General features: G+C 44.2%; 16 protein-coding genes. 8 read left to right on the top strand and 8 right to left on the bottom strand.

Translation table 11 applies throughout. The features are described 5' to 3' along the window. Positions 1-11 precede the first annotated feature (11 nt). The 7 genes from VCM39_RS18060 (at position 12) to VCM39_RS18030 (ending at position 11,374) form a co-directional block, all read left to right on the top strand. A complete protein-coding gene (locus VCM39_RS18060) occupies positions 12-2,300 on the top strand; it encodes a hypothetical protein (protein ID WP_322932819.1) in 2,289 nt (762 codons plus the stop codon). Positions 2,301-2,313: 13 nt separating this feature from the next. Further along, a complete protein-coding gene (locus VCM39_RS18055; RefSeq protein WP_322932818.1) occupies positions 2,314-3,690 on the top strand; it encodes a glycosyl hydrolase in 1,377 nt (458 codons plus the stop codon). A gap of 97 nt (positions 3,691-3,787) precedes the next feature. Beyond that, positions 3,788-6,088, top strand: a complete 2,301-nt coding sequence (locus tag VCM39_RS18050; RefSeq protein ID WP_322932817.1) for a glycoside hydrolase family 3 N-terminal domain-containing protein — start codon at positions 3,788-3,790, stop codon at positions 6,086-6,088. A gap of 24 nt (positions 6,089-6,112) precedes the next feature. Next, the gene (locus tag VCM39_RS18045; protein WP_221651469.1) at positions 6,113-7,216 is read left to right on the top strand and encodes a glycoside hydrolase family 26 protein; all 1,104 of its coding nucleotides are present in this window, start codon (positions 6,113-6,115) and stop codon (positions 7,214-7,216) included. Between the two features lie 39 nt (positions 7,217-7,255). Then, complete coding sequence (locus VCM39_RS18040) at positions 7,256-8,434, top strand: glycoside hydrolase family 130 protein (RefSeq protein ID WP_221651470.1); 1,179 nt, start codon at positions 7,256-7,258, stop codon at positions 8,432-8,434. Between the two features lie 110 nt (positions 8,435-8,544). Beyond that, on the top strand, positions 8,545-9,912 hold the full coding sequence (locus VCM39_RS18035; RefSeq protein ID WP_221651471.1) for an MFS transporter: 1,368 nt from the start codon (positions 8,545-8,547) through the stop codon (positions 9,910-9,912). Between the two features lie 259 nt (positions 9,913-10,171). After that, positions 10,172-11,374 carry an AGE family epimerase/isomerase gene (locus tag VCM39_RS18030; protein WP_322932816.1) on the top strand — a complete coding sequence of 401 codons (1,203 nt, stop codon included), beginning with the start codon at positions 10,172-10,174 and terminating at the stop codon, positions 11,372-11,374. A gap of 197 nt (positions 11,375-11,571) precedes the next feature. Here the strand turns inward: VCM39_RS18030 and VCM39_RS18025 are convergent, their stop codons facing one another. Further along, a complete protein-coding gene (locus VCM39_RS18025) occupies positions 11,572-13,083 on the bottom strand; it encodes a hypothetical protein (protein WP_322932815.1) in 1,512 nt (503 codons plus the stop codon). Between the two features lie 25 nt (positions 13,084-13,108). Then, complete coding sequence (locus tag VCM39_RS18020; RefSeq protein WP_322932814.1) at positions 13,109-15,907, bottom strand: TonB-dependent receptor; 2,799 nt, start codon at positions 15,905-15,907, stop codon at positions 13,109-13,111. A 217-nt stretch (positions 15,908-16,124) separates the two neighbouring features. Here VCM39_RS18020 and VCM39_RS18015 point away from each other — a divergent pair, with 217 nt between their 5' ends. After that, a complete protein-coding gene (locus VCM39_RS18015; RefSeq protein ID WP_289290916.1) occupies positions 16,125-18,941 on the top strand; it encodes an ATP-binding protein in 2,817 nt (938 codons plus the stop codon). A gap of 207 nt (positions 18,942-19,148) precedes the next feature. On the opposite strand, the gene VCM39_RS18010 is transcribed toward VCM39_RS18015, so the two are convergent. The 6 genes from VCM39_RS18010 to VCM39_RS17985 all read right to left on the bottom strand — a co-directional run bounded on the left by VCM39_RS18010 (position 19,149) and on the right by VCM39_RS17985 (position 25,678). Continuing rightward, complete coding sequence (locus tag VCM39_RS18010; RefSeq protein ID WP_322932813.1) at positions 19,149-20,591, bottom strand: NADH-quinone oxidoreductase subunit N; 1,443 nt, start codon at positions 20,589-20,591, stop codon at positions 19,149-19,151. 41 nt (positions 20,592-20,632) lie between these two features. Beyond that, on the bottom strand, positions 20,633-22,117 hold the full coding sequence (locus VCM39_RS18005; protein WP_289290920.1) for a complex I subunit 4 family protein: 1,485 nt from the start codon (positions 22,115-22,117) through the stop codon (positions 20,633-20,635). Between the two features lie 48 nt (positions 22,118-22,165). Then, complete coding sequence (gene nuoL / locus VCM39_RS18000) at positions 22,166-24,094, bottom strand: NADH-quinone oxidoreductase subunit L (RefSeq protein ID WP_289290921.1); 1,929 nt, start codon at positions 24,092-24,094, stop codon at positions 22,166-22,168. A gap of 46 nt (positions 24,095-24,140) precedes the next feature. After that, positions 24,141-24,449 carry an NADH-quinone oxidoreductase subunit NuoK gene (gene nuoK, locus VCM39_RS17995; protein ID WP_025818955.1) on the bottom strand — a complete coding sequence of 103 codons (309 nt, stop codon included), beginning with the start codon at positions 24,447-24,449 and terminating at the stop codon, positions 24,141-24,143. 153 nt (positions 24,450-24,602) lie between these two features. Then, positions 24,603-25,115, bottom strand: coding sequence for an NADH-quinone oxidoreductase subunit J (locus VCM39_RS17990; RefSeq protein WP_221649233.1), 513 nt, complete (start codon positions 25,113-25,115; stop codon positions 24,603-24,605). A 92-nt stretch (positions 25,116-25,207) separates the two neighbouring features. Further along, a complete protein-coding gene (locus tag VCM39_RS17985) occupies positions 25,208-25,678 on the bottom strand; it encodes a 4Fe-4S binding protein (RefSeq protein ID WP_002559329.1) in 471 nt (156 codons plus the stop codon). Between the last annotated feature and the right edge of the window lie 48 nt (positions 25,679-25,726).

Genomic DNA, 25,726 nt, shown 5'->3' with positions numbered 1-25,726 from the left:
ATATGAAAGATATGAAACTCAATAGAATATTCAATCAAATGATATGGGTGGCGCTCATTGTTCTTTCTGTGACTTTCACGGCATGCAACAACGATGATGATGAGTCCGGTGCCATACTATTGGAGGCTTTCGGGCCCAGTCCAGCCCTGCGTGGTAGTAAGTTAACTTTTATCGGCAGGAACCTGGATCGTGTCACGAGCGTGGTGTTACCCGATAATATAGAAATTACAGATATCGAAGTAGTCGATAATCAGCATATCAAAGTTGTGATTCCTCAGAATGCTGTAGTGGGTTATGTGAGACTGAAGGGAGTCGGAGGAGTGGAACTTGTTTCTAAATCACAACTTTCCTATACAGAGCCCATTTCCATCTCCTCAATATCTCCTTCTCCGGTAAAGCCTGGCGATGAGTTGACAATTGAAGGTGAATATCTCAATCTGATGAAACGGGTGATTTTTGCTAAAGACGTAGAGGTAGGCGCTGATGAGTTCATCACACATGAACGGGAGAAGATTGTGGTAGTGGTGCCTCGTGAAGCACAAACCGGTATTATTACTCTGGCAGATAATGCAACAATTCCTGTTGAACTGGAATCAGAGGAAGAATTACAGGTGGTACTGCCGTCTGTGGAGAGTGTGCTGAATCTGACTGATGTAAAGCCGGGTACACAAATCAAAGTAACTGTGAAGGACATTGACTTGCTAACTTCTGTTGTATTATCTGATGATACTCCGGTGGAATTTGAAATAAATGAAGATGAACTCTCATTCACATTACCCGAAGGTGTTACTGATGGTGCTATCTCGATGATTGCTCCTTCTGGTGTAAAAGTAGCTATTGCCAACATCGGAGTAGCTGTTCCGGCAGAGTTGGTCGTAAGTCCTGCAACCGATTTGAAAGCCGGGGATGTGATTACTGTTAAAGGTGTGAATATGGAGCTGACCACTACAGTTACTTTCCCGGGTGTGGAAACAGCAGTAAAGCCCCAATCTGTGACAGCAACAGAGATAAAAGTTCTCATGCCCGAAATGGCAGTCAGTGGTGAACTGGTATTGAATACGGCAAGTGGTAATGTGTCTGCTCCGGTAGTCATTTCTACATTGAAACCTGAGGTACAGGCTTATAATCCAGCTCCTGTAGCTGCCGGTAATGAGGTCGTGTTGCAAGGTAAGAATTTGAATTTGGTGGCTTCTGTCACCTTCAGTGGTGACAAAACAGTTGAAGTGACTTCAACAGACACTGATCAGTTGAAAGTGAACGTGCCGGTAGATGCTGCAAGCGGTGAAGTGATACTGACGATGAAAAATAGCGAAACAGTGATCTGTGCTTCATTGGAGGTGACTAAACCGATATTCTGCTATATTCCTATATTGCCCGATACAGAAACAAAAATCACTGCCGGAAGTATCCTGCCGGTTGAGATAGAAAATGGTGACAAACTAACCAATGTCCGTGTAAATGGTAATAACACACAGTATATTCTGCAAGCTTCCACTCTTTACATGCTTATTCCTAATAATGCAGGCGGTAAGACTACAATTACGCTTATTTCTTCCAATGGAGAAATTTCCTATACTATGGATGTTGTAGGTTCGGGTACAATAGAAACCGTTGTTTTTGAAGGAGCTGTAGATTTAGGAACGAGCTGGGGAGAAAATGTTTCACTGGAGACAAGTGTCTTTGCAAGCCTGTCGGCCGGTGCTAAGGTTAAGATTTATTTTACTCCTACCGGTACTGCTCCGCAACTAAAGGTAATGAACGGTAACTGGGTTGCATTTCCTGCTTTGGGTGAGGTGATTCCTAATGAATGGGGATGCGTAGATTTTACTCCGGATGATCGGGACTTTACCTTCTCAATGGATGCTGCCATGTTGGCAATCTGCCAGACCGGGGCTTATGGAAAAGGAATGATCATTACCGGTCAGCAGGCCATTATCAGTAAGATTTCTGTTATCACTACCGGAGGTGGAGCCTCGGCTACTGAAACTCTTTGGCAAGGAGAGCAGGTGATGGGAGGCTGGAGCGGTTCGGTACAAATGGATGCTTCCTTGTTTGTCAATGCGAAAGTTGGAAAAACGCTGGTTGTTAGTATTAAAGACCTCGAACCATCAGTCACTTACTGGCAAGTGGGATTGAAAAAGAATACAGCTGGTTGGCCCGATCTAAAGATGGTGGATTTAGCTGCTGATGCTACCGGTCATGAATTTATAATCGATGATGCGATGTTGGCCGAGCTGACCACCAATGGATTGATCATTTCGGGATGTAACTACACACTGACCAAAGTCGAACTTAAGTAAATAAGCTAAGAGTATGAAAAAGTTATTATATGTCCTATTACTTTCTGTTGCCGGAATGTATCTGGCAACGGCCTGCAACGATATCGAAGAACCGGTGATTGCCACACTGGAACCTGCCCGAATGGTCAGTAGTACTCCTGCAAATGGAAGTATTGATCTGCCGGAGGGTAACATCACCTTTGAATTAACTTACAATCAGAATGTATTTTCCCCTTCGGCAGAACATAGCCGGGTGACCTTGGAAGGTGCTACTATCACCAGCGTGTCTGCTTCACTCAGTAAGGTGACCGTTCAAGCCACAGGACTGGAAAAGGGAAAGAACTATAAACTGGTAATTCCCGAAGGGGTTATCATAGGCCCTACAAAAGTGGGGGCTACCGAAGCTGTTATTAACTTCACAACTGTAGCCAATCCAACGATTGTAACTACCCTGTGTACTCCGAATGCTTTGCCGGCAGCGCAGAAGGTATATGATTTTTTGTTAGAGAACTACGGAAAGAAGACCTTGTCTGCTACTATGGCTAATGTAAACTGGAATATCGGACAGGCCGAACGGGTACATACTCTGACCGGTAAATATCCGGCAATGAATTGCTTTGACTATATCCACTTATATGCATCACCTTCCAACTGGATTGACTATTCGGATATTTCCGTCGTTAAGGACTGGTGGGATGCGGGTGGACTGGTAGCTGCGATGTGGCATTGGAATGTTCCTACTTCCGATCCGCAGAATGCAGATACGGGGGCTGATGAGATATCTTACAGCTTTAACAGTGCAAACAATCATTTTGACGCAGCCAACGCCACGGTTGAAGGCACTTGGGAGAATAAAGTATTTGCCGATGATCTGGCCAAAGTTGTTACCCATCTGAAACTGTTGCAGGAAGCTGGTATACCTGTTATCTGGCGTCCTTTCCACGAGGCTGCCGGTGGCTGGTTCTGGTGGGGAAAAGATGCCGGTTCGTTCAAAAAACTATGGGTGGCTATGTTTGATACCTTCCAGGCACAAGGACTGAACAATTTAATTTGGGTATGGACCAGCGAAAGTGGTGACCAGGCATGGTATCCGGGTGATTCATATGTAGACATTATCGGGCGTGACCTCTATGGAAAAGAAGCCACTGATGCCGTAGCTGGATACACTGCTTTGGCGGAACAGTATGGCAGTAAAATGATAACATTGAGCGAATGCGGTGCCTATATGGATAACAATGCTTCTATGGCAAAACTATCTGCACAATGGGATGCAGGAGCACGATGGTTGTACTTCATGCCATGGTATGATGGTGAAGGAGCCGCGATACAGCATGCCGATGATGCATGGTGGCAGGATGCTATGAACCAGACATATGTCATCACAAGAGAAAATATCCCATCCATGAAATAGCGGTGCTTCCCGTACGGGGAAGTGCGCCAGGCGGTGGGAATAGAAGCACCGGGAAGCAATGGTACCTCTTCGTGTGGGAAGAACAAAAGATAAAATTATGAGAAATATTATAATGACAATAGCAATAGGAATGATACTCAGTTCTTGCTCCGGCGGGAAAGGAGAAGTATATAAAGATCCTTCGGCACCTGTGAAAGACCGGGTGGAAGATTTGCTGAGTCGTATGACGTTGGAAGAGAAGGTAGGCCAGATGAATCAGTTTGTAGGCGTGGAACATATCAAAGCCAACAGCGCGGTGATGAAAGAGGAGGACTTGAAGAATAATACGGCCAATGCTTTCTATCCCGGATTTACGGAAAAGGATATAGAAGAGTGGACCGGACAAGGATTGATAGGCTCTTTTCTTCATGTGTTGACATTGAAAGAAGCCAATTATCTTCAGTCATTTGCCATGAAGAGCCGTTTGCAAATACCCGTTATTTTTGGTATCGATGCTATCCATGGCAATGCCAATGCACCGGATAATACGGTGTATCCCACCAATATTAATCTCGCCTGTTCGTTTGATACGGTAATGGCACGTCGCATAGCCCGGGAAACGGCAAAGGAAATGCGAGCCATGAATATGCACTGGACATTCAATCCCAATGTGGAAGTAGCACGTGATGCCCGTTGGGGGCGGGTAGGAGAGACGTATGGTGAAGACCCGTATCTCGTTACACAGATAGGGGTACAGACTGTAAAGGGATATCAGCAGAACCTGGACAGCCCGGAAGATGTGCTGGCTTGTATCAAACACTTTGTAGGAGGGAGTCAGCCTATAAACGGAACAAACGGATCGCCAACCGATCTTTCGGAACGTACCCTGCGCGAGGTGTTCTTCCCTCCCTTCAAAGCAGGAGTGGATGCGGGAGCCATGTCACTGATGACAGCTCACAATGAACTCAACGGCATACCTTGCCACGAAAATGAATGGCTGATGACAGAGGTACTTCGGGGTGAATGGAAATTCCCCGGATTTGTGGTGAGCGATTGGATGGACATTGAACATATTCACGATCTGCATGCTACTGCTCCCAATTTAAAGGAAGCCTTCTATCAATCTATCATGGCCGGTATGGATATGCACATGCACGGCATTCATTGGAACGAGATGGTAACGGAACTGGTAAAAGAAGGCCGAATTCCGGAATCGCGTATTGATGAATCAGTGCGTCGTATCCTCGAAGTAAAGTTCCGTCTCGGACTTTTTGAAAATCCGTATGCTGATGAAGAGCAGAGTATGAAGATCCGGCTTTGTCCCGAGCATCGCCAGACTGCTTTGGAGGCTGCCCGTAATGGCATTGTGTTATTGAAGAATGAAGGTATCCTGCCTCTGGATGCTTTCAAATATAAACGGGTATTGGTGACTGGCATCAATGCCGATGACCAGAATATTCTAGGTGATTGGAGTGCTCCTGAGAAGCCGGAGAATGTAACGACCATTCTTGAAGGCTTGCAACAGGTGGCTCCCGGTGTGAAGTTTGACTTTGTAGATCAGGGTTGGGATCCACGTAATATGGATCCGAAGAAAGTAGCTGAAGCCGCTGCACGTGCCCGGAATGCAGATTTGAACATTGTAGTAGCCGGAGAATATATGATGCGCTTCCGGTGGACAGAACGGACAGACGGAGAAGATACAGACCGTTCGGATATCAGTCTGGTAGGTTTACAAAATGAGTTGATAGAGAAAGTGGCTGCTTCGGGCAAGCCGACTATTCTTGTACTTGTCAATGGGCGTCCGCTTGGGGTACAATGGGCGGCCACACATCTGCCTGCTATTGTTGAGGCATGGGCACCGGGGATGTATGGTGGACAAGCTGTTGCCGAAATATTGTATGGAAAGGTGAATCCTTCGGCAAAACTGGCAATCACCATCCCGCAGAGTGTAGGACAGTTACAAATGATTTATAATCACAAACCGTCTCAATATTTCCATCCTTATGCAGCCTATCAGCCAAGTACACCGCTTTACCCGTTCGGACACGGCTTATCGTACACTACGTATAAGTATGAAGATCTGAAACTGACGGAGACAGAAATCAGCAAAGACGGCAGTGTAGGTGTCAGCCTGAAGGTGACAAATACAGGAGACCGTGACGGAGTGGAGATTGTACAGCTTTACATTCGTGATACTTATAGTTGTGTCACCCGTCCGGTGAAGGAGTTGAAAGACTTTGCCCGTATTGCATTAAAAGCAGGTGAGAGTAAAGTAGTGAACTTTATTATAACACCCGATAAACTGGCTTTTTACGATAAGAAGATGAAATGGGGAGTGGAGCCTGGCGAGTTTATAGTGATGGCAGGACCTTCCTCTGCCGATGAAGTGTTACTGAAAGAGACCTTTACAGTAAAATAACAGAAACGAATGATACGAACCGATATGAAAAAGAGAAACCTTTTAATTGCTACGATGGTCTTAGCTTTGGGCATAACATCGTGTGATACAAACAAAAAGAAAATGGAACGAACCCAGGAAACGGAAGCTCTGTTGGAGAACCTGAAACGCATACCTGCACAAGGATTTATGTTCGGGCATCATGATGATCCGGTGTATGGTATCGGCTGGGAGGATGATCCGGATCGCAGTGATGTAAAAAGTGTTTGTGGTGATTATCCTGCTGTGATGTCCTTCGATCTCGGACGCATCGAACTGGGGGGAGACAGAAATCTGGATAATGTTTCTTTTGAGAGAGTGAAGAATGAAATCATTGCACAATATAACCGGGGTGGTATGAGTTCTCTCAGTTGGCATCTTGACAATCCGTTGACCGGTAAAGACTCCTGGGATGTGAGCGATACTACGGTAGTAGCTTCTATCCTTCCCGGTGGTGTGAATCATGAGATGTTTCTTGGCTGGCTCGATAAAGTAGCCGCTTTTATGAATTCTCTTACCAGGGCAGATGGCACGAAAGTTCCTGTGCTTTTCCGTCCGTGGCATGAACATACCGGGAGTTGGTTCTGGTGGGGGCAGAATCTTTGCACAACCAGCCAGTATAAAGCTTTGTGGAAGATGACTTATGACCGTATGCAGGAGAAAGGTGTTAATAACCTGCTTTATGCCTATTCTCCCGGTTCGGAACCCAATGATAGTACCGAGTATCTGGAGCGTTACCCGGGGGATGAAATCATCGACCTTATCGGTTTTGATACGTATCAGTTCGATCGTCAGAAGTATATGGAGACACTGGACAAATCACTGGCTATTCTGACAGAAGTAGGTAGAGTACACAATAAACCTATTGCTATCACCGAAACTGGTTTTGAAACAATTCCTGATTCTACATGGTGGACGAAGACGCTGATGCCGGTTATCAGCAAATATCCAATCAGCTATGTACTGGTGTGGCGTAATGCTCGTGAACGGGATAATCATTATTATGCTCCTTATCCCGGACAAATATCCGCAGCGGATTTTGTGAAATTCTACCAGGCTCCCAACACTCTTTTTGTTGGTGATGTGAATGGACTGTACGTTACGAAATAAACTATCAAACTAAATTATAAAACAGAAAAGACTTCGATTATGAGCCTATTTAAAGACAAAATTGCTACCTTGCTGGCCGAACATGAGGAATTCCTCGCCCGCAAAAACAATCCGATGAAAGGTGGAAATGGTATTATTACCCGTTATGAACATCCTGTGCTGACTGCTGCCCATACGCCGGTATTCTGGCGTTATGATCTGGATGAGAAGACGAATCCTTATCTGATGGAGCGTATCGGCATGAATGCAACCATGAATGCCGGTGCCATCAAATGGAACGGAAAGTATCTGTTGATGGTACGTGTGGAAGGTGCTGACCGTAAATCGTTCTTTGCCGTTGCAGAGAGTCCTAACGGAGTAGATAATTTCCGTTTCTGGGATTATCCGGTGACGATGCCTGAAGATGTTGTTCCGGCAACGAACGTTTATGATATGCGCCTTACCGCTCATGAGGACGGTTGGATATATGGTATCTTCTGTGCCGAACGACCTGACGATAATGCTCCGGCAGGAGATTTGTCGTCGGCAACGGCTACAGCCGGTATCGCCCGTACCAAGGACTTGAAGAACTGGGAACGCCTTCCGGATCTGAAAACAAAGAGCCAGCAGCGTAATGTTGTGTTGCATCCGGAGTTCGTTGAGGGGAAATATGCACTTTATACCCGTCCGCAAGATGGATTTATTGATGCCGGAAGTGGTGGCGGTATCGGTTGGGCATTGGTAGATGACATGACGCATGCCGAGGTGAAAGAAGAAGTTATTATAGACAAACGCTATTATCATACTATTAAAGAGGTGAAGAATGGAGAGGGACCGCACCCGATAAAGACCCCGCAAGGCTGGTTACATTTGGCTCATGGGGTTCGCGGATGTGCTGCCGGATTGCGTTATGTATTATATATGTATATGACTGATCTGAAAGATCCGACGAAGCTGATTGCCGCCCCTGCCGGATATTTTATGGCTCCGGAGGGTGAAGAGCGTATCGGTGATGTATCGAATGTATTGTTCAGTAACGGCTGGATTGCTGATGAAGATGGAACGGTGTTTATCTATTATGCCTCTTCGGATACCCGTATGCATGTAGCTACATCTACCATTGATAAGTTGGTGGACTACTGCCTGCATACACCGCAGGATGGCTTTTTTTCTTCTGCTTCGGTGGAGACGCTGAAGAGGATGATAGAGAAAAACAAGAAAATAGTGATTAGTGAGTAGTGATGAGTGATTAGTGCCATGCGGTATAATTGCGCAGCCTACTAATCACTACTCACTAATTGCTTATCACTAATCACTACTCACTCATCACTAATTACTCTTTTTCTACCATGATAAAACTTAAAGAAAAAATAGGCTATGGTTTCGGTGATATGGCTTCGTCCATGTTCTGGAAACTGTTTGGCTCTTACCTGATGATATTCTATACGGATGTCTTCGGACTTCCGGCTGCTGTGGTCGGTACTATGTTTCTCATTACCCGTGCCTGGGATTCGGCTTTCGATCCGATCGTGGGAATCATTGCTGACCGTACTCATTCCCGTTGGGGAAAGTTCCGTCCTTATCTGCTGTTTCTTGCCATTCCTTTCGGGCTGATTGGCATACTGACGTTCACTACTCCCGATCTGAGTGATACCGGCAAATTGATATACGCCTATGTCACTTATTCGCTGATGATGATGATTTATTCTGCTATCAATGTGCCTTATGCTTCATTGTTGGGAGTGATGAGTCCTGATCCGAAGGAGCGGAATACACTGTCTACTTATCGCATGACATTTGCCTATATCGGCAGCTTCATAGCTCTGTTGCTGTTTATGCCGATGGTGAATTACTTTAGCCAGGGACACAGTGAGCAACACGGCTGGATGATGAGTGTGATAGTCATAGCAGTCATGTGTACGATACTGTTCTATGGCTGTTTCGCATTGACGCGCGAAAGGGTGAAACCTATCAAGGAAGCGCAAAGCCCGTTGAAGGAAGATGTGAAAGATTTGCTTCACAATAAACCCTGGTGGATTCTGCTCGGTGCAGGTATTGCTGCATTGATCTTCAACTCTGTTCGCGACGGGGCCACGGTTTACTATTTCAAGTACTTCATTGTGGAGGAAGATTATGCTACTGTTTCCTTCTTCGGAGTCTCGTTTGTGTTAAGTGGGCTTTATCTGGCAGTAGGCCAGGTTGCCAATATCGTAGGGGTAGTCCTTGCTGCTCCACTCAGCAACCGTATTGGTAAGAAAGCTACCTACATGGGTGCCATGGTGATTGCTACTGTACTGAGCATCATCTTCTATTGGTTTGGAAAGGGAGACATTGCACTGATATTCGTTTTCCAGATACTGATTAGTATTTGTGCCGGAAGCATTTTCCCACTGTTATGGTCTATGTACGCCGACTGTGCCGATTATTCTGAGTTGAGAACCGGCAATCGGGCTACCGGACTGATATTCTCTTCCTCCTCCATGAGCCAGAAATTCGGTTGGGCAATCGGTAGTGCTATCACCGGTTGGTTACTTGCTTATTTTGGTTTCAAGGCCAATGCTGTACAGAGTGCCGAAGCGATTCATGGCATTAAAATGTTCCTGAGCTTCCTGCCGGCAATAGGTACAGTGCTGAGTGTACTATTTATCAGTATGTATCCGTTGAGTGAGAAGAAGATGAAAGACATCACGGTAGAACTGGAGAGAAAACGGAATTAAAAAAGTAATACGAATCAGTAATTCAAACCTGATCCGAAATGAATCAGTTCACCACAGAGGACACGGAGGGCGCAGAGATATTATTTTCTCTGATGAAACGCGGATGATCGCAGATGAACGCAGATTAAAAAACTGTAGTTCTTTATTTTATCGTTATTTCCCTTTGCGAAAATCTGCGTTCATCTGCGTTTCAATAAAGATTTAAAGCTCTGTGTCCTCTGTGTCCTCTGTGGTGAAATACACTCAAAATCATACAAATATGAATCAATCTATATCAACTTTGAAGCAAGAGGTGCAGGAGGTACTTACTACCAATATCCTGCCCTATTGGATGAACCGAATGGTGGACGAAGAGAACGGTGGTTTCTACGGGCGTATCACCGGCATGGAACAACGGGTGCCCGAAGCAGAGAAAGGAGCTATCCTTAATGCCCGCATTTTGTGGACTTACTCCGCCGCATATCGTTTGTTGAAAAAAGAAGAATACCTTGCTATGGCCACCCGTGCCAAAGAGTACATTATTCACCACTTTTACGATAAAGAGTTTGGTGGTATTTATTGGAGTCTTGACTGCAAAGGAGCGCCGCTCGATACAAAGAAACAGATTTATGCCCTCGGCTTTGCTATTTATGGGCTGAGTGAATATAATCGCGCTACCGAAGATAAGGAAGCTCTTGACTATGCCGTACGCCTCTTTGAGAGCATTGAAGCGCATAGCTTTGACGCTGTGAAAAATGGTTATTGTGAAGCCCTCACCCGCGAGTGGGATGAAATAGAAGACATGCGTCTCAGCGAGAAAGATGCCAATGAGCGTAAAACGATGAACACTCATCTTCATATTCTCGAACCCTATACCAACCTTTACCGGGTGTGGAAAGATGAACGACTGAAAAATCAACTGTATAATCTTATCCTGATTTTTACCGATAAAATACTAAATCGGGAAACAGGTCACCTGCAACTCTTTTTTGATGATGACTGGAATAGTAAATACCGGATTGTTTCTTACGGTCATGATATTGAAGCTTCCTGGCTTATTCATGAGGCCGCATTGGAGCTGGGCGACAAAGACTTGCTGGCAAAGGTAGAACCGATTGTGAAACAAATAGCGATAGCAGCTTCTGAAGGGTTTACTTCGGAAGGAGGGATGATTTATGAAAAGAATCCCGATACTTACCGGGTAGATGCCGACCGTCATTGGTGGGTACAAGCTGAGACAGTGGTTGGCTATATGAACCTTTTCCAGCATTTCAATGATAAGGGGGCTTTGCAAAAGGCCATTGCCTGCTGGGATTTTATCAGGAAGTATCTCATAGACCGGGAGAATGGTGAATGGTATTGGAGTATCCGTGCCGATGGCACAGTGAACCGCGAAGACGATAAAGCCGGTTTCTGGAAATGCCCTTATCATAACGGGCGTATGTGTATGGAAGTACTGATGAGGCTTTGCCTCGTAGAGTAATGGTTTGTTGCCCGGCATGCGGAGTTGTTTTACATGTACATGTAAAGCTGCTCCACATGTACATGTTGTACTGTCCCACATGTACATGTCGTACTGCTTTACATGTACATGTAAAACAACTCCCTACACCGGGCAATCCTATCTATCTAATATTTAAATAGTCTCATCGCCTGGCGTACCTCCCCGTGCGGGAAGCACTAATAGTCTGTATTTTCCGGATCAAAGTTGGTCCAGTTATCCATCCAGTTGTCTTGTGCGGAGAAAGCACCGATATAAGTAACCTTTTCCAGTTGAGTAGCATTGGGTACGGCATCGAACGAAGCTTTACCCAGCAGTGGGCTTTCGCTTGTTGGTGCATACTTCTGTCCTACGTTTTTCGTGTCGGTTAGTTTCAGATCGTCTTCGTTTTCAAACACTGTATTTCCTTTCTGTGCTTTGAAGAAAGTACTGGAATAAGATGGTTTTGTTTCGTCGTAAGTAATCTTACCGTCACTGTATGTACCAAGTACATCTTCGTACTTCTTGTTAGCATCCGTACCCACAACCGAGTTCTTGCCCAAAGCCAGATAGATGTTTTGCAATACGATCTTCCCTTCTTTGGCCGATTCAACCGTATTCCCTTTTTCACCGTCAATGATCAGTCCGATAGGCCAGCCGATGGCTACGGAATTAACGCAATTCAGGTTACTGCTGCGACGTATCTGCATAGCCGACTGGAATTTACCAAGACCGGAGTTGTTATTGGGGTAGAGATCACCGGCATTGATGTAGTCCGAAGTATTCTGGAAATCAGCGTTGAGTTTTGTGGCCGGGCCTACAAAGGTAACATTACTGAATACAGCTGTTGTGGTAGGGGTGGCTGCGATATTACCGTCAGCACAGTTATCCGACTCAAATCCGTTACTCTGTGATACGTCTGCAATTTTCGGGTCACGCACGCCCAGGCAGAATTGTACGTTTCCGGAGAATCCATTGTCTGTATCAAAATCGTCGTCCCAGCCTTTGTAAGCAATCAGGTGCTTGCAGTCTACGCTTCCGCCGAACCATTCAAAAGAATCGTCATTAGAATAGGAAACCTGCAGGTGGTCTACTACCGTACCTTTACCTACCGAACCGAAAGTGATACCGTTGATTTCCTTATCCTTTTCAAAAGGGAAACCGGCAAACTCTACACGGATATATTTGAAGATACCGGAGTTATCGTTATCGTCATTGCCTCCATGTTTGGTTCTGGGGCCACCTTCTATTTGCTGCTCTTTCTGATTGTTATTTGCTTTTCCGCAAATGATGAGTCCACCCCAGTCACCCGGGCGACGGAGACCTTTTTTCATCATGGAAGTCATTACAATCGGTTCTTGGGCTGTACCTTCGGCAATCAGTTTACCACCACGCTCTACAATCAAAGCGGCTTTTGTACTCTTGTCGCCACGGATTACCGTACCCGGGTCAATGGTTACCGTTACTCCGTCAGTGATGTAACACCAGCCTTTCATGAGATACGTACCTTTGGTGATGTGTACGTTCTGTTTCACTTCCCATTGTTGTGCACCCTCATTATTGCCGAAGAGTACTTTCAGATCTTTAATGTTGGTGTCTTCATTCGGATCGATAAAGTAAGAAGGAGCACTTTCGTTATCGCTACAACTTGTTATGGTGCCAAGTGCCAATATAGATGAGAGGCAAAGGGCTGCAAACATACTCTTTTTCATTGTCATTCTTTGTTTAAGTGATGAATTATAGATTAAAACTAATACTCAGATTAATATTTCTTCCGGGCTGATAAGCGCGGGTGATCTCTTCATGTTCGGACTTCACGTCACCTTTGCGTACCTCCGATACCTGTTTGAAGTAAACTTTTTCGGCAAGCAGATCGCGTACACCGGCTTTCACTTCCCAGCGGCCGAACTTCTTACTTAGAGAAAGGTCTATCGTGTTGCGTGGCATCTCATAGGAATTGGGTAAGTTGTTGGTGTTTTCACTTCCGGCACTTCCTACACTGCGGCCTACTCCGATAATGCGTTTTCCGATACGGTTGTAAAGTACGGCAGCATTCAGTCCCAGCTTTTCATTCTGATAGAAAAGGCCTGTATTGATGAGGTAAGGAGATTGTCCCTGCATGGGGCGGTCAAGCTCAATGCTGTTCTTGTCGAATTCTACCTTACTTTTGATCCATGCTCCGTTGAAAGTCCAGCTTAAATCTTTCAGGCCGATAAAGCCGAGGTTCTTACGGATATCAAGTTCGATACCATAGTTGTTGGCTGCTTTGGCATTCTTATAAGAATAGGTGAGGTCTGTTCCTCCGTTTACGGTGTAAGTCCACTCTATCGGATTCTGGAAGTTCTTGTAGAAAAGTGCTACTGAGATCACCTCTCCGCCGGAAGGATAATACTCATAACGGAAGTCTATATTCTGAATATACGCAGATTTTAAGTCCGGGTTTCCTTCTACCGGACTTGCCAGATCGAAGTCATAATATACGGAACTGGAAACTTCACGGAATTCGGCACGGTTGACAGACTTTCCGTAAGCCAGACGCAATTGTTGCTTTTCCGTTAGCTCATAGCTGATGTTCAGAGAGGGGAACAGGTCATTATTGGTATAGTATTTGCTTTGGGGGCTTTTGGCTGTAGAGCGGGTATTGCTGATCAATTCCATTTGATTGTACTCATAACGTACTCCCGCGTAAATATTGAAAGCTCCCAAAGGCAGATTAGCCCCTATGTATCCGGCTGCCAGGATATTATTTCCACTGTAATCGTTCAGCTTGTTGGGTTCTTCAAAGAGGTGAAGTTTGTCTAAACCATAATTCTCCGGACGTAATACGGTATTTATCATATCCATATAGCGAAAGTCAGCCGGAAGTGTGTTGCTTGCCTGATTCCAGTTATAATAGAAGCGGCGGGTGGTAAACTCACGTGTGCGGTATTCGCTGTAAGCACCGGCTTTCAGTGTCGGATTGAATGTACCGAAAGAATATTCGTGCTGATAGTTGATGTTGGCCGAAGCAATGTGTTCGTCCAGCTTGTAGAACTCACGGCTGATATCCGAACCACTGGTTAGCCCTATCCTGTCCTTTTCAAGTTCATCATTCAACAGGATGCGGCGACGGTCGGGCATATTACGGTTGGCGTATGCATATCCGGTACTCCAATCCAGTTTGCCGTTGTCAAAGGTATGTTTCCCGGTGAATTGCCCATTGTAGGTAGTCCGGCTGGAGTAGTAATATTCCATGCTCCGTTCATTATTGCTTTGTGCATCTATACCTTCGCGGGTGGTGTACCGACTCTTGCCAAGCTGGTTGAAAATGTTCTTGAATTCAAAATGATGACGGCTGTCTTTGGGTTGGAAAGTAAGATTTGCCATGGCTCCGAGGCGCACGTCGTTATTGTATTGGTTGTCTATGCTTCTGCGTAGATATACTGAGTGGTCGTGAGTTACGTCATAAGCTCCGAACAGGGAATTCTCCATATCCTTGTAAGTTTTATAGGTGTTACTATAGTTCAGTGTAACCAATAGACCGTATTTACGTCCGCTTTCCGTATCCCAGATGTGGCTGTAGGAAGTATTTAGTTTCAAATCGGGCAGGGGCTTTTTGCTTTTTACGGTCCAGTCATTGTTCAATCCGTTATTCATCAGGTCCACGGCCTTACCATCGAAAGTATTCATTATTTTGTCGATACCTCCTTGTAGTGAACGTAGCCCGTTGTCGAAACCAAGCAGATCGGTTTTGCTTCCCTTATTATAGTAGAAATCCTTGAAATGGGTATTGTCATTTACTGCCGCACCCACAGAGAGGTTAAAGCTGTTTTCACTTGGCATATCTTTGGTATTGATCAGAATAAAACCTCCTGTGAAGTCCGAGGGATATTCCGGTGCAGGACTTTTCACGATCACCATGTTGTCAAGTTGTGAACTGGGAATAATGTCGAATGAGAAAGCACGTGAATCGGCTTCCGAACTGGGCACAGCCCCTCCGTTTATCCATACATTATTATATCTCTGCGAGAGTCCGCGTACCATAACAAACTTCTCATCGATAATGGATACACCCGGTACCCGCTTGATAACTTCCGAAGCGTCTTTGTCTTGTGTTTTACTGATTTGCTGGGCCGATACTCCGCTTTGTACTACCAGGCTTCGGCGTTGGTCGGTCATCATTGCTACATCGGTATTTCTTTTCATGCGTGCCACAACGGTGACGTCATTCAACGTCTGTGCATCAGACTCCATCTCAAAATTAAGTATGAGTGGTGCATTGGTGACCTTTATCTCTTTCTGTATGATGTCTTTATAACCTATATATCTTATTTCGAGTGTATATACACCACTCTTGAGATTGTTGAATTGGTATTTGCCGTCTATGTCGGCAACAGTTCCGAGTGTGGTCCCTGAAAGTTGTATGGTTGCTCCGGTCAGTGGCTCGTTTGTAGTTCGGTCTGTGATTGTACCGTGAATGTTACCTGCTTGTGCTGCAAAAGCCAGTGCGGTGAGTAAAAAGAAGAACGAAATTGCTGTTCTAAATGCTTTTTTCATATTCATTAATTGATGTATTTCTTTTGACGTTGCAAAGTTGCGGAGAAGGGATTACATGGGTAATACACTTGAAATACAATTGGTTTGCACTTCTGTTACAATCAGGTGTCTTTATGGGTTTTTCGATATACGAGAATGTTGTATGCAAAAAAATACTTTTAGTGCTATAATATATAATTAATTAATTACTTTTGCCGGATATAGATAATTGTATAATATGCCCGTTTCTACAAACTTTCAATGCGACGATTACGACCGTTTGCGTGAGCTTACTTTTTTAGCACAAATAGGCTGGTGGGAGGCCAATTTTACTACCAGAACTTTTCGTTGTTCTGAGTATATTTGCGATTTACTTAAACTGGAAAACGATGAAATAAGTTTTAATTCGTTTTCTCGTCTGATCCGGCAGGATTATTATGAACGCACGAAACGTGAGTTTATCTCTTTGTCGTATATTGATGCATATGATCAGACCTATCCTTTTCTTATTGATGGAAAGGAAATCTGGATTCATTCACATCTGGGTTCTAAGAAAATGAATGAGACTGGTGAGTTAATTGCCTTTGGTTATATTCGTCAGGTAGAAGGGGCAGAAAAAGACTTGGCGGTACGACTTGCCATACGTACTAATGAGCAACTGGCCAGGCAAAACTCTATATCTCAGTCACTCTATTATTTTATTCAGGAAACAGATGCTACGCCTGGTATCAATAATATATTGAATGATATACTTCAGTTTTTCCAGGGAGATCGTGCCTATATCTTTGAGTACGACGAGGAGTGTAAACATCATAGTTGCATTTTTGAGGTCCTGGCAGAAGGAGTAAAACCGGAAATTGATATTTTGCAGAATATCCCGGCTCAGCAACTTCCATGGTGGACGGAGAGAATTCTTTCCGGGCAGCCAATTGTCCTTAATTCTGTTGAAGACCTGAAGGAAGAAGCTCCGGCTGAATTTGATATTCTTAGCCGGCAGAATATTAAATCATTACTGGTTGTTCCTCTTAAATCTGGTGAAAGAATACGTGGATATCTGGGGATAGACTTAGTCAAGCGTATTCGCGTGTGGAGCAATGACGATTGCCAGTGGCTCTCTTCATTGGCCAATATAATTAGTATTTGTACCGAACTGCGTAATGCACGGGATGAGGCTAAACACGAGCAGGCTTTCATGCATAATTTGTTTCATTATATGCCTATCGGATATATTCATATAAGTATTGTGCGTGGTGTTGACGGTAAACCGGTAGATTATCTGGTCACTGATACGAATCAGATGTGTACTGATCTGATGGGGATTCCGAACACTGATTATATAGGAAAATATGCCAGTGAACTGCATACCAACTATCAGCATAAGTTGAACTACATTGCTGATATTATAGATGGGAACGGTTATAAAGAATTAGAGGTCTCTTTTCCTGTGTCCGGTAAAAATAGCCGTTGTATTGTTTATTCTCCAGAAAAAGATGAGATAGTGGCACTTTTTGTTGATATAACAGAGACTGAACAGGCACACAAGGCACTGGATCGTAGTGAAAAACTCTTGAGTATAGTTTTTGCTAATATACCTGTTGGTATAGAAATCTATGATCAGAATGGTTTCATGATTGATATTAACAATAAAGACATGGAAATATTCGGAGTTCGTGACAAAGCAGATGTATTGGGCGTTAATGTATTTGATAATCCGAATATATCGGATGAAATCAGAGAAAGGATGCGCAGTGAAGAAAAGCTGGATTTTCGTATGAATTATACGTTTACCAGCATACGAGAATATTATGAATCTGAAAGAAAAGGATATATAGCTCTCTATACCAAGGTCAGTAAGTTCTTTGGCAAGGATGGTAAGTTTCTCGGGTATATATTCTTGAATATGGATAATACCGAGCAACTGGATGCTATTAAAAAGATACAGGACTTTGAAAACTTCTTCCTTTTGATTTCTGACTATGCAAAAGTGGGCTATGCGAAGCTTAATCTTCTTGATAAGCAAGGGTATGCTATAAAGCAGTGGTTTAAGAATATGGGAGAGGAAGAAGATACTCCCTTGACAGACATTGTGGGCGTATATAGTAAAATACATCCGGATGATAGAAAGCAGATTCTTAATTTCTATCAGGAGGTAATAGAAGGACGCAGTAAAAGTTTTCGTAGTGAAGTCCGCGTGCATAAGACAGCAGAAGAAATGTTGGATTCTAAAGCTCCGGAGTTTTCTGAATGGAATTGGGTGCGTATGAACATTATGATGTCTCATTATGCTCCCGAAGAAGGATTGATAGAGATAATAGGTATCAATTACGATATCACGGAAATGAAAGAGATTGAGGTCAAATTGATTGATGCCAAAGAAAAGGCAGAAGAAGCTGACCATTTGAAAAGTGCTTTCCTTGCCAATATGAGCCATGAAATACGTACTCCGCTGAATGCTATTGTGGGTTTCTCCGGATTACTGGTAGAGACTGAGGATGTGGAAGAACGTAAACAGTACATAGGTATTGTTGAAGAGAACAATGAATTATTGTTGCAGTTGATTTCGGATATCCTTGATTTGTCGAAGATAGAAGCTGGTACTTTTGAATTTACCATTACAGAGGTGAATGTAAACTTATTATGTGAGGACATTGTACGTAGTATGAAAGGAAAGACCACCGGAACAGTAAAGCTGGTATTTGATAAACATTTGCCGGAATGTTATATTATGAGTGATCGTAATCGTCTGCACCAGGTTATCTCTAACTTTGTGAATAATGCAGCTAAGTTTACTTCGGAAGGGACTATTAAAGTGGGATATGAACAATTGGAAGATAGCAGAATTCGTTTTTATGTATCTGATACCGGTATTGGGATAGAAGAAGAATACCGGGTACAGATTTTTGATCGTTTTGTGAAGCTGAATTCATTTGTTCATGGTACCGGTTTGGGGCTTTCTATTTGCCGGAGTATTATAGATCAGTTGCATGGTGAGATAGGAGTGGAGTCTGAACCGGGTAAAGGTTCCTGTTTCTGGTTTATATTGCCGATAGTGTAAGGACAGCTTGAAGCTATCGGCACTTACCCCGAAGTGATGGTTACACTTACACGGAATGACGGTTGCATTAAAAAACGCAGATTACACAGATTATCGCAAAACTTAGATTTAATTTGCGACCATCTGTGTAATCTGCGTTTAGAAGTTATATGTTGATAACTTTCTCAGGCTTCTGATATTCTGCTTTGAAAGATGATCATCCGGCCTTTACAGTCCGAATGCGAACTTATCTATTGTCTGGTAAACTACACTTGCAATACCTAAGCCTACAATACCCAATACACAAAGTGCCAAACCTATTCTTGTACAGTTGTCACTGCGGAATGTCGGTGCAGGATTGTCTGAAGGAGTAATGTACATGGCTTTCACTATCAACAGGTAATAATATAATGAAATTACAGTGTTGATCAGCGCTATGAACACCAACAGATGGAAACCTGCCTGGAATGCTGACATGAAGATGAAGAATTTAGAGAAGAATCCCGCAAACGGTGGAATGCCTGCCAATGAGAATAGAGACAAGGTCATGATGAATGCCAGTTTCGGGTTTGTCTTATAAAGTCCTGCATAATCTTCGAGCGTAAATCTTTGGCTGCGGAGTGCTACAATAGTAATCACTGCGAATACGCCTAAATTGGCTACTGCGTAAACCAATACGTAGTATACGAGTGAAGACATTCCGGAAGCTGTACCACCAATCACACCCAGCATAATATATCCTGCCTGAGAGATACTGGAAAATGCCATCAGACGTTTCAGGTTCTGCTGGCGGATCGCAAACAGGTTAGCTATTGTAATAGATACAATTGTGATCCAGTAAAGAACCTCTTGCCAGTCTGCTATCATCGGGGCAAATACCTTAATCAGTACTGTGAGAAGTACGAAGGCCGCCGAACCTTTCGAGATTACACTTAAATAGGCTGTTACCACACTCGGTGCACCTTCGTATACGTCTGCCGTCCAGAGATGGAAAGGAACCAGAGAGAGTTTGAATCCCATACCGGAAAAGAAGAATACAAATGCCATTACCTGCAACATATTACCATCAATGTGTGCAGGCAGGTCGTTGAAGTAAAGAGTACCGCAAGTACCATAAATCATCGATAAGCCAAACAGCAATAAAGCGCTTGAAAATAAGGCTGTCAAAATGTATTTGGCACCAGCCTCGGCAGAGTGGTGACGGTATTTGTCGAAGGCAACCAGTGCTGCCATCGGAATACTGGCTGTTTCCAGGCCGATGAAGAACATCAGGAAGTGTCCGGCAGATATCATGAGATACATACCTAATAAAGTGGAGAGTGTCATGATATAAAATTCACCGCGTTTGATTGCTGTATCTTCCAGCTTCAGCCATTCGGCAGCCATGAAGAATACGATAATCGTGCCGATGTTAAGCACTGCTTTGATGATGGTTTGCATCGGCGTATATTGATACATTCCGCCAAAAGCTTCCGCATTATCGGCTGCAGGTACCAGGTTGATAACCGTATGAATGATCAGCAACGCGATAGGAAGCAGAGTTGCAAAACGTGCATGTCCGGGAGTATTTCGCTTTTCCGGATCCATAAACAAGTCGGCCAGGAATACAATGAGGATAACTGCTATCAGTGATAACTCCTCTTTCATATATAGAAATTGTGAATAATCCATTTCTATCAAATCTAAATTAATAATTAAAAATTAAAGAGAGATCACGGGATTAAGTTGGATACTACAGGCAGAACACTGCCGGATATCATATCACTTATCCAGAACGGAGCCAATCCCAGACCTGCTACACTAATGATGAGGCAGATCACTGCGAAGCGTTCATCCCAGGTAGCATCTGTCAACGCCAGATGATGTTTGTTGGTACAGGTTCCGTAGAGTATTTTACCTACGAGACGCAGAATGTATACTGCCGTGATAACAATACTTGTACAAGCAATGATTGTCATGGTGCGATAGAATACACCGGCATTTTGGAAAGAGCCAACAAAGATAGTCATCTCGGCCACGAAGCCACTTAGCCCCGGGAGTCCCAGATTGGCAAGACCGGCAATAACATAACATACCGAAAGAAACGGCATTACTTTCATTAACCCGCTCAACTCGCGGACGTCACGTGTGTGGGTACGTCCGTAAATCATACCGATAAGAGCAAAGAACAGGGCTGTCATCAATCCGTGTGAAAGCATCTGGAGTACAGCACCTGTGCAGGCTGTCTGATTCATCATCAGGATAGCGAAAAGCACCAGGCCGCAGTGGCTTACGGAAGAGTAGGCATTGATGTATTTCAGGTCTGTCTGAACACAAGCTGAGAATGCACCATACACAACAGAGATACCCGTCAGAATCAGGAATATCCAGCTTAGTTCGTTGGCAGCTTCCGGCATCAGATACATGGCAATACGGAAACAACCGTAACCTCCCAGTTTCATCAAAACTCCAGCGTGGAGCATAGATACAGCTGTCGGTGCCGAAGCATGACCGTCGGGACTCCATGTATGGAACGGGAAAAGAGCTCCCAGTACACCAAATCCGAGGAACGTAAGCGGGAACCAGATACATTGTTGTGAGAAGGGGATATTGTGTAACTGTGCTATCTCAAGGATATTCATTGTTGTTCCACCTGATCCGAAGAAGATGCCTAAAATACCTATCAACAGAAAGGCAGAACCGCCCATCAGCATCAGCGTCAGCTTCATGGCTGCATATTCTTTGCGTCCCGATCCCCATACACCAATAAGCAGGTACATCGGAATAAGTGCTATTTCATAGAACATGAACATTGTGAACAGGTCTATTGAGATAAAGAACCCGAATACACCCATAGACAACAAGGTGAACCACAGAAAGTATTCTTTGGTAAGTGGCTGCAAACGCCAGGAGGCGAATGTACCGGTAAATACGATGACAGCCGAAAGTAGCAACATAGCTACGGAGATACCATCGACACCCACGGAATAAGCTATGTGAAGGGGCGCATACCAGACTGTGTCGGCCCGGAAAAGCATCTCGGAGGTATCTCCACCGGCGCGTGCCTGCAAATACCCTACTGTTAACGCAATGGCCGAAATCAACAGTGCCGAAGAGCCGACTACCATTACCGTGCGTATCTGCGCGATGCTACGGCTGAGCCAGAGAGCAAACAGCATCAGAAGGGGAATTAGTACGAAAATTGATAAGAAATTCATCTTTATATTTACAATTTAACGATTTACTATTTACGATTGAAATTACTCTCAGAGAATAAGCAACAGGATAAGTGCAAGTGCTCCACAAAGGAATACGTAAGCATACTGTTGTACCTGACCACTTTGTAAGCCACGGATCGAATCACTTGCTGCATTGGCAGCCCAGGCGATGAAATTGAATGTACCATCTATCACATGACGGTCAAACCAGGCAATGGGTTTGCTGATGCAACGGAAAATAATCCGGTGAGTGACGAACTGATACACATCATCAATGTAGAAGCGATGATAAGCAGCTGTCCACAGACCGGAAAAGCGGTGTTGTAAACTGTCGGCAAGCGGCTGGCTCTTGCCTTTGTACATAAATGTGGCAAGTGCGATAGACAAAAGGGCAACAACAATACTTGTTCCTGCCACCGTCCAATCCAGATGGATGGTATAGGATTCCCCGTTGGACGAGATAAAATGTCCGAAAGGAATGAATCCTGCTCCACAGGTGACAAGTGCCAGGAATATCAAAGGGATAGTCATAGCCAACGGACTCTCATGAGGGTGAACTCCTCCGGTTCCATGTGGAGTGTGGTGGCTATCATCGCTTGACGAAACCCGGTTCGGCGCCTCGCCGCCCCAGAAAATACCGTAGTAAAGGCGGAACATGTAAAACGCTGTCATTGCCGCAATCACAGTCATAATCCAACCCATAACCGGGCTGAAAGCGAAGCAGGCTGCCAGAATCTCATCTTTAGAGAAGAAACCGGAGAAAGGAGGGATACCGGCAATGGCCAGACATGCAATCAGGAATGTGATATGCGTCACAGGCATATATTTGCGCAATCCGCCCATAGCCGACATTTCGTTGGAATGTACCGCATGGATAATGCTACCTGCACCGAGGAACAGCAATGCTTTAAACATAGCATGTGTGAACAGGTGGAACATAGAAGCCATGTAACCCAGCCCTCCATGATGCGGATCGGCAGAAGTACAAACTCCGAGGGCAACAATCATAAATCCTATCTGTGAGATAGTAGAAAAAGCAAGTACGCGCTTGATGTCGCTCTGCACACAAGCTACGCTCGCTGCATAAAATGCAGTGAATGCACCTACGTAAGCTATCCAGTGCAATACATCCGGTGCATAGGCAATGAATAATGGGAACATACGTGCCACCAGATATACTCCGGCTACCACCATGGTTGCAGCGTGAATCAGGGCGGATACAGGTGTTGGGCCTTCCATCGCATCCGGCAACCAGATATGTAACGGGAACATGGCACTCTTACCGGCACCACCCACAAACATCAGTCCCAGTGCTAAAGGCAGCATGGAAGCTCCTCCGCTGATCAGTGAAACCGTGTCGGGAGTGAAACCGAATGTACCTCCATAATATCCGTAGATAAGGATACCAATCAGGAAGCCCAGATCGGCAAAGCGGGTAACGATAAATGCTTTTTTACTTGCTGCAATAGCTGCTGGTTTGGTATAGTAGAAACCTATGAGCAGATAAGAAGAAACACCTACCAGCTCCCAGAACAGATACATCTGGAAAATGTTGGTAGCTACTACCAGACCCAGCATTGACATGGTAAACAGGCTCAGAAAGGCATAATAACGCTGGAATCCTTTTTCTCCTTTCATGTAGCCGAAGGAGTAGATGTGTACCATCAGTGATACAGTAGAGATGACAATGAGCATCATTACTGAAATAGGATCGAGCAAAATTCCCAGATTGAATGTCAGTGTTTCTGTGAAAGGAAGCCATTCAACGTTATAAGGTATCCATGTAGCAAACGTACCATCTTCCAGGCGTGGAGCCGAGAAGTATTGCACTGCAGTGACGTATGACAGCACAGCTACCACTCCCAGCACAGTAGTGCCAATGATACCCGCTGTGCGATGTGTCATCCATTTACCTCCGATTCCTAATAACAGGAAAGAGAGGAAAGGCAGGAGAAGTATTAATATTGTATATTCCATTTGATTAAATTAAAAATTGAAGATTAAAAATTAAAAGTTCTCCCTCTTACCATTTCATATCATCCAGTTTCTTCACCTGGATACTTCGGATATTACGGTAGATATTGATCATGATCGCGATAGCGACTGCTGTTTCTGCGGCTGAGATAGCAATAGAGAACAGTGCGAAGAAATATCCTTCCAGACCATCCGGAAAAAGGAAACGGTTGAATACAGCGAAGTTGATATCTGTTGCATTCAGCATTAGTTCTACGGATATCAGTATAGCCAACGTGTTGCGGCGTGTAAAGAATCCGTAAATTCCTGCAAACATCATGATGGTTGAAACCACCAGATAATATTCCATGTGTATCATCATATCTATTTACGATTTTACGATTTACTATTTACGATTGAGATTACTTTGATTTACGATTTACTATTTACGATTGAAACTACCTCTGATTTACGAGGCTATGAAGGGCTTACTTCAATTGTCTAATCGTCAATCGTCCAATCGTCAATCTTTTTATCTTTTACGTGCAATTAACAATCCACCCACGATGCAGGCCAATAATAGGATACTGACTGCTTCGAATGGTAGAATATATCCGTACTTGTCTCCTGATAGCAATGCATGTCCTATTGTTTTGATTGTTATCTCTACAGGTTCAGGATTGCCTACAGATACAAAGCGGTGGCTAAGTGTAATAAACAGCACAATGATTGCTCCTACTACTGTTGTCCCCAATCCGGCTACGAGTTTACTTCGTTTCAGCTTTTCGGCACGGTCGCCTTCTCCACTGGTTAGCAGGATGGAGAATACATAGAGTACCACAATACCGCCGGCATAAACCATTATCTGCACCGAAGCCAGGAATGTGTATCCCAGCAGAAAATAGATACCTGCCGTACCAAATAGTACGAAAAGCAGGTAAGTGGCCGAACGCACGATGCGTTGTGTTGTCACCGTCATGATACACATCACTGAGATGAATACGGCCAGAAAGTAGAATACTACTGTTTCAAGTGTAAATTCCATGAATTTAGTGTTTAGTGTTCAGTGATAAGTGATTAATAAGGAAGTGAGAAGATACCGCAACTTGCTAATCACTAATTACTAAACGTTAATCGTTATTTACTTATTACTTTACTGCCTTCGTGATTTAGCTGTAGGACAAGCTTCGAACGATCAAATACGGCATGTTCAAAGTTCTGGTCGAACGTAATAGCATCATGTGGACAAGCGTTTACACAAAGCTGGCAAAACATGCATGCACCGAGGTCGTATTCGTATTTGGCAAGTATTTTTTTCTTTTTGCCCTCTGCTGTTTCGATTGTTTCGGTAGTGATACTTATCGTATCGTTCGGGCAGGCGTTCTGACACAATCCGCAGGCTATACAATGATGTTCATTGTTTTCGTTATGTGGCATATTCAGTGTGCCGCGAAAACGGTCGAACATCTTCAGCTCCTTCCGGTTTTCCGGATATTGCTCTGTAATCTTCTTGCGGAAGTACACCTTCATAGTGGTCTTCATACCGGTCAGCAGCGTGCCGATACCATTAAACAGACCTCCTAAATATGTATATTCTTCTTTTTTCATTCTTCTATAGTTCTTATTTAACTTATTGCTCTTATCGCTTGGCGCACC

Source organism: Bacteroides mucinivorans (assembly GCF_034654355.2).
GTDB classification, from domain to species: Bacteria; Bacteroidota; Bacteroidia; order Bacteroidales; family Bacteroidaceae; genus Bacteroides; species Bacteroides nordii.
Note: the sequence above shows the minus strand (reverse complement) of the source record. Positions and strands in the feature narration are given on the sequence as shown.